The sequence below is a fragment of the Candidatus Cryosericum terrychapinii genome, assembly GCF_003570925.1.
In the GTDB taxonomy this organism is placed as follows: domain Bacteria; phylum Caldisericota; class Caldisericia; order Cryosericales; family Cryosericaceae; genus Cryosericum; species Cryosericum terrychapinii.
The window spans coordinates 107,329-113,687 of the sequence record NZ_QXIS01000001.1 but is presented as its reverse complement, the minus strand read 5'-3'; the positions used below and the strand labels follow the sequence as shown (position 1 = coordinate 113,687).

Annotated in this window: 8 protein-coding genes; all 8 read right to left on the bottom strand. The window is 58.4% G+C overall.

Annotation, left to right across the window (positions count from 1 at the left end):
- A partial coding sequence (locus tag SMC7_RS00445; protein WP_207798663.1) for a flavodoxin-dependent (E)-4-hydroxy-3-methylbut-2-enyl-diphosphate synthase occupies positions 1 to 497 on the bottom strand: 497 nt, incomplete at its 3' end.
- 14 nt (positions 498 to 511) lie between these two features.
- Complete coding sequence (locus tag SMC7_RS00440) at positions 512 to 1,534, bottom strand: M50 family metallopeptidase (RefSeq protein WP_119088416.1); 1,023 nt, start codon at positions 1,532 to 1,534, stop codon at positions 512 to 514.
- A gap of 3 nt (positions 1,535 to 1,537) precedes the next feature.
- Entirely contained in the window at positions 1,538 to 2,728 is a 1,191-nt protein-coding gene (locus SMC7_RS00435; protein WP_119088415.1) for a 1-deoxy-D-xylulose-5-phosphate reductoisomerase, read from the bottom strand.
- A complete protein-coding gene (uppS, locus tag SMC7_RS00430) occupies positions 2,725 to 3,429 on the bottom strand; it encodes a polyprenyl diphosphate synthase (protein WP_207798662.1) in 705 nt (234 codons plus the stop codon). The genes SMC7_RS00435 and uppS overlap by 4 nt, the downstream gene beginning before the upstream one ends.
- A gap of 14 nt (positions 3,430 to 3,443) precedes the next feature.
- Positions 3,444 to 3,998, bottom strand: coding sequence for a ribosome recycling factor (frr, locus tag SMC7_RS00425; protein ID WP_207798661.1), 555 nt, complete (start codon positions 3,996 to 3,998; stop codon positions 3,444 to 3,446).
- Positions 3,999 to 4,715 carry a UMP kinase gene (gene pyrH / locus SMC7_RS00420; RefSeq protein ID WP_119088414.1) on the bottom strand — a complete coding sequence of 239 codons (717 nt, stop codon included), beginning with the start codon at positions 4,713 to 4,715 and terminating at the stop codon, positions 3,999 to 4,001.
- 22 nt (positions 4,716 to 4,737) lie between these two features.
- Positions 4,738 to 5,349: a translation elongation factor Ts gene (gene tsf / locus SMC7_RS00415; RefSeq protein WP_119088413.1), complete on the bottom strand. Its 612-nt coding sequence runs from the start codon at positions 5,347 to 5,349 to the stop codon at positions 4,738 to 4,740.
- On the bottom strand, positions 5,349 to 6,155 hold the full coding sequence (gene rpsB / locus SMC7_RS00410) for a 30S ribosomal protein S2 (RefSeq protein WP_119088412.1): 807 nt from the start codon (positions 6,153 to 6,155) through the stop codon (positions 5,349 to 5,351). Before rpsB ends, tsf begins: the two co-directional genes overlap by 1 nt.
- Positions 6,156 to 6,359: the final 204 nt, after the last annotated feature.

Genomic DNA, 6,359 nt, shown 5'->3' with positions numbered 1-6,359 from the left:
GACACCACGATATCATGAAAGTCCGCTTCCTCCAGGAGTCGCGCTTCTCGAAGCGCTTCTTCAGCAAGGGCTTGGGCTCTCTCTGAACGCGTAAGGTCAGGGTTCATCGACCCCAGATTTGCGCCGACGCGGATCGGCACGGACGCCGACTTCGCGGTCTTGGCGACCTCACGCAGCATCGCTGGGTCCTTGATGTTGGAAGGGTTCAGACGGATCTTGTCGACACCGGCTTCAATGGATGCCAGTGCAAGGCGTGGGTCAAAGTGAATATCAGCAACCAGCGGTATGGACACCTCTCTCTTGATGGTCCGAAGGGCCCGGGCCGCTTCCATATCCTTGACTGCGAGGCGAACGAGTTCACATCCACCAAGTTCCAGCTCATGGATCTGACGGAGGGTGGACGCGACGTCACGGGTATCCGTCTTGGTCATCGTCTGTACGACGACGGGGTGGTCGCCACCCATGACCACGGATCCCACCTTGACGACGCGCGACACCCGACGTTCCATAGCTAGTGTACGAAGATTCCCGCTACGTCCTTGATGGAGATCAGGACCATGATGCCGAGAAGCGCGAACAGGCCGATGCTCTGGATTGTCCCCTGGCGCTCCGGCGAGATGCGGCGACGGATGACGGCTTCTGCCAGCAGGAACAGGACCCAGCCGCCATCCAACGCCGGAATTGGGAGAAGTTGGGTCAGCCCGATGGCTACCGAGATGATGCCGGTCAGCCACAACAGGCTCATGAACCCGCTCATCGCGGCTTCACCAGTCATGCGGGCAATGCCGATAGGGCCGGTGAGGGACTGGACACCTCTCTTCGTAAACAGCAATGGAAGCGCCTTGATGTAGGTGACGATGTATTCCCCTGTGAACATCAGCGCGCGCCAGACAGCCTTGAACGGGTTGTAGCGAACGAACCCAGGCCCATAGCCGATTGCAACATAGCCGAGACTCGCATCCAGCGCGGGGGTCACGAGGATATCGACCTGCGATCCGCCCCGATCGACGCGGATGTCGATCTGCCTGTTCTCGCTGGCTTGGACAACAGCCGAGATCTGGTCAAAATCCGTCATGGGCACACCGTCGATGGCGAGAATGTTGTCACCCGCCTTCAGTCCTGCTGCTTCTGCGAGGGAGGAAGGCGTCACCGTGCCCACCTTGGTGGATGCGCGCGGGTCTCCAAGCGTCGAGAACACGATGCTGAAAATGAGGAACGCCAGGACCAGGTTGCCAAGCATGCCGCCGACCATCGTAAAGAGGCGAGCCCACCATCCCTTCGTATAGAAACCATCGGGTGCGTCGTAATTGGACTCCATGCCTTTGATCTTCACGTATGCAAGGATCGGCAACGCGTTGATCTTGAAGACCGTTCCGCGCCACGTACGGGACCACACGGTACGGCCAAACCCAAGTCCGAATTCCTCGGTCTGCGTATGGGAAGCGGCCGCGGCGAGCATGTGGCCACCCTCGTGGAACAGCGTCGCCAACGTGAAACTGAACACAAACGCGAGGATCGTAACAATTATCTGCACAGGTCAGACTCCTTCCCGGTTACCCGGCTGAGTGCTGTATCTCTTTTCATACCACTGTTCAGCCAGTTGACGCCCGTGGGCCACGGCTTCGACATGTGCTCGAACAGTCGGATCGAGGACCTCGTCCCCGGTCTCGCTGAGCACGTATCGCAGGGCTGCCACTATATCCCCAAACGTACCCTGTGCAACGAGGAAGCATGAAACCGCAACCTCGTCCGCGCCAAGAAGCGCGAGCATGGATCGTGGCGAGCGCCTCTCTGCCTCACGGCCGACAGCAAAGGCCTCAAACTTCGCGTCGATGGGCTCGAACGTAAGTTGTCCCAGTTCTTCCAGGCGCAAGCGGGTCACCTCTTCGTGCAGAGGACGATCGGGAACCGACAATGCGTACGCAATGGCGACGCGCATGTCGGGACGGTACGCGATGGCACGCGTGGTGCCATCCCGGAACTCGACCAGACCGTGGACCACGGACTGAGGGTGCTGCACTGCAGTAATCCGCCTGGGGTCGACACCAAACAGCACGTGCGTTTCAGCCAGCTCGAGCGCCTTGTTGAACAGTGTCGCCGAGTCGACGGTCACCTTGCGGCCCATCCGCCACGAGGGATGCACCAGCGCCTGCGCCACTGTCACACTGTCCAGCTCTGCCGCCGGCTTCGTTCGAAATGGACCGCCCGATGCAGTCAGCACAACGCGCTCGACAGTCTCGGGATCCTCACCCGCAAGGCACTGCCAGACCGCCGACAACTCACTGTCGATAGGGCGCAGTTGCGCCCTGAATGGCTCCAGCAGGTCCCCCAGCGTGATGAGCAGTTCCTTGCTGGCGATGGCCATAGGCAATCCCGATCGCAACAGATCGTAGACGACCTGCGCCAAGTCAGTCGAGGCTGCTGCGACGACAGGCATGTCGAAAGCGACCCTGCCGAGCATCGAGGGCAAGTCCTGATCGCTGGCCACCGGGATACGCAGATCATGACGCTCCAGCCTGATCATCAGCCGTTCACGGGCGGCATCGTCCGACATTGCGACGAAGCGCGGCCGAAAGGCCACGGCCTGTTCAGCGAGCAGCTCGTCGTTCGTGTGCGCAGTGAGACCGACAATGTGGTATCGCTCGGGCTGAGCCTGTACCACATCCAGCATCTGGGTTCCAATGGAACCCGTCGAACCAAAAAGCACAAGACCCTTGCTGCCTGTCATGAGCTACCGAACCTCCGGTTCCTAGATTTGAACTTCTGCACAATCATGTCGAGCGTCGCCGGTGTGAAATCCGGCCACAGCAGGTCCAGAAAGAACAACTCGGCATAGGCCATCTCCCACAGTAGAAAGTTGGATACCCGCGACTCTGCTCCGGTACGGACAATAATATCCGGGGGGGCCTCACCCCACAGCCACAGATACGAATCGAACCTGTCTTCGGTGAGGTCTTCGGGCGCCGCCGTTCCCGCCGCACATTCGGCAGCAAATGCCCTTGCCGCATGCAGGATCTCCGCCCGTCCTCCATAGTTGAGGGCGACGTTGAGATGAAGACCGTCGCAGGACACCGTACGCTTCTCGATTGTCTCGACAGAAGCGCTGACGTCGGCAGGCAGCGCCGCACGATCTCCGATAATCCGCACTCGCACGTGCTGAGAAACCAGCTCTGGTAACCATTTCGTAACCATCGAGACGAACAGGTGCAAGATGTAGCTCACTTCATCCGGCGGTCGCTTCCAGTTTTCCGTCGAGAAGGCAAAAACGGTCAAGGCGGTCACGCCCAACCCGGGCGCAGCCGCCACGATGTCATGTACTGCCTGAGCGCCCTGCCTGTGGCCGGCAATTCGAGGGAGTCCACGCTCAACCGCCCACCTGCCATTGCCGTCCATCACAATGGCGACATGAAGCTGACTGCATGTGGTCACGACGTCAGGTGTCCCTACAGAGACAGGATCTCCTTCTCCTTGGCTTCGAAGGCTTTGTTGATCTCTGTGATGTGTTTGTCTGTGAGTTTGTCGAGCTCTTCCTCTAGTCGATGCTGCTCATCCTCAGACAGTTCCTTGGCCTTCTCCTTTGCCTTGATGTCATCGCGGACATCACGGCGAACGGAGCGGATCTCTTCGCGGAACTTCTCCGTGAGCTGGGAGATACGCGCTACCATCTTCTTCCGCTCGTCAAGTGTCAGATCCGGGAAGACGAGCCGTACACGCTGGCCGTCATTAGTGGGCGTGACGCCGATGTTGGCCTTCAGGATGGCGCGCTCAACTTCCTTCAACAGGTTCTTGTCCCATGGTTCCACAACAAGGACCTTCGCCTGTGGAGCCGAAATCGTAGCGACATCCTTCAGAGGGTTGCGTTGTCCGTAAGCCTCAACGACAACACCGTCAACGTAGGCCGGCGTGATTCGACCGGCGCGAATCTCGGAGTAGTCCTTGAGAAGGGCCTGATGAGCAGCCTGCATCTTGGCATCGATTGGCGTGAAGTACTTCTCCACCTAAGCCTCCTTGATCAGAGTTCCGATGTCGCCTTGCATCGCCGCCCGGACAATGTTACCGGGCTTGTTCATGTTGAATAGCAGAATTGGGAGATGATTCTCGCGGCAAAGAGAGACAGCTGTTGCGTCCATCGCCTTCAGATGGTCAGCCAGAAACTGGTCGTAGCCAATCTGGCGATACGGTGCGGCTGTTCTGTCCGTGCGCGGATCCGCGGAATATACGGCGTCCACGTTTGTGCCTTTCAGGAAGATGTCCGCTCCGACCTCGACGGCTCGAAGGGCCGCTACGGTATCCGTCGTGAAATACGGGAGACCGGTCCCTCCTACAAAAATGACGACGCGATTCCTGCGGAGGTGCTCAAGGGCCCGCTGGCGGATATACGGCTCACAAACCTCATCCAGACGCAATGCCGACATTGCCCTCGCTTCGAGTCCAACCTGCTCGAACGCCGATTGCAGCGCCAGTCCATTCATGATGGTCGCCAGCATCCCCATGTAATCGGCCGTGGCACGGTCCAGACCCGTACCCTCAGCATTGGTTCCTCGCCAGATGTTTCCGCCGCCAATGACCAAACCGACCTGTACGCCTAGTCCGAGAAGCTGCTGCACCTCTCGCGCAATGAACTGCAGTACCGAGAAATCGATGCCAGAAGCGGCGCTGCCCTTCAGAGCCTCGCCGCTGAGTTTCAGCACTACTCTCTTGTACAACGCCGCCATGGGTGTGAGTGTATGCCGAAGACTAGCAGACTGTGGGCTTGCCGCCGATCTTGAAGCGCGCAAACCGCGCGACTACGATGTTCTCGCCGGTCTTGGCAATCATCGCCTTGATGAGCTCGTCGATCGTCTTGCTCTCATCACGGATGTACGGCTGCTGAATCAGACAGTTCTCTTTATAATACGCTCCCAGCTTGCCCTCGATGATCTTCTCCCAGACCTGCTCCGGCTTCTTCTCAGCCTCGAGCTGAACGCGGTAGAGATCCTTCTCATGCTCGACGACGTCCGCCGGAACGTCCTCCAGACGGATGAAGGAAGGATCTGTGGCCGCCACTTGTATCGCAATCTCCTTGCCCAGGCCCTGGAAATCCTCGGTCTTGGCGACGAAATCGGTCTCGCAGTTCAACTCGACCAAAACACCCAGCTTGCCACCAGCGTGTATATAGGTGAAGACCATGCCATCTCCAGCCTCACGTGACGACTTGGAAATAGCCTTGGCCAGTCCCTTCTCCCGCAGCACGTCGATAGCTTTGTCGATGTTCCCATCGCAAGCTACGAGTGCCTTCTTGCAGTCGAGGACACCGGCGCCGGTTCGTTCGCGCAGGGTCTTGACAGTCTGCATATCAATCGTTGCCATTATCTCACCTCATTCTCGTCGTCCGTAGTGTCCTCCACCTCTAGCACCGGCTCCTTCGCCTTCTCAGCTTCATGGGCGAAGTCATCCATGCTGGCGTGCTCCTCATTTGCCTCGGACTGCTGCACACCCTCGCGTCCCTCGATGAGGGCACTGGCCATGAGCGCGGTGATGAGACGGAGAGACCTGATTGCATCATCGTTTGCTGGAATCTGGTAGTCGATCTCATCGGGGTTGCAGTTGGTGTCGACGATGGCGACCACCGGAATGCCGAGCACATGTGCTTCCTGGATGGCACTATGCTCCTTGTGGGTGTCGATGACATAGATGGCGCGGGGAAGGCCTTCCATGGTACGAAGACCGCCGAACAGCTTGCTCAGGCGAGCCTTGGACTTCATGGTCTTCGTGCGTTCCTTGATTCCCATTGTTTCGATAACACCATCGGCTTCTTCACGGTCGATCTGCTTCAGGCGGTCGATGCTCTTGCGGACAGTGATGTAGTTGGTCATGAGACCGCCGACCCAGCGCTCGTTGACATACCAGGCGCCTGCACGGGTCGCTTCTTCGCGAACGATATCCTGCGCAGCTTTCTTGGTGCCGATGAAGATGACGTTGCCACCTTCGCGCGAAACCTTCGAAAGGAAGGCATACGCCTCGTCGAGCTTGGCAACGGTCTGTTTGAGGTCAAAGATGTGAATGCCGTTGCGCTGCGTGAAGATAAAATGCTTCATGCGCGGATCCCATCTGCGAACCTGGTGACCAAAATGCACGCCTGCCTCGAGCAGGGACTTCATTGTTACGACTGCCACAATAGTGCCTCCTGTTAGTTTTTGCCTCCGCCCGTTCACCTTCCGGAGAACCGCAATGCGGAACACTCCAGAATCCCGGGCGTGTGGAATCTTGCATGGCAATTGTACCAGAAAATGCCGTCGCTGGCAAGCGAGGCGCTGTGACGACAGGAAGGACACAGGGGCTTTGGACATCGACGTGGAGGCAATGCGATGTCCAGATAT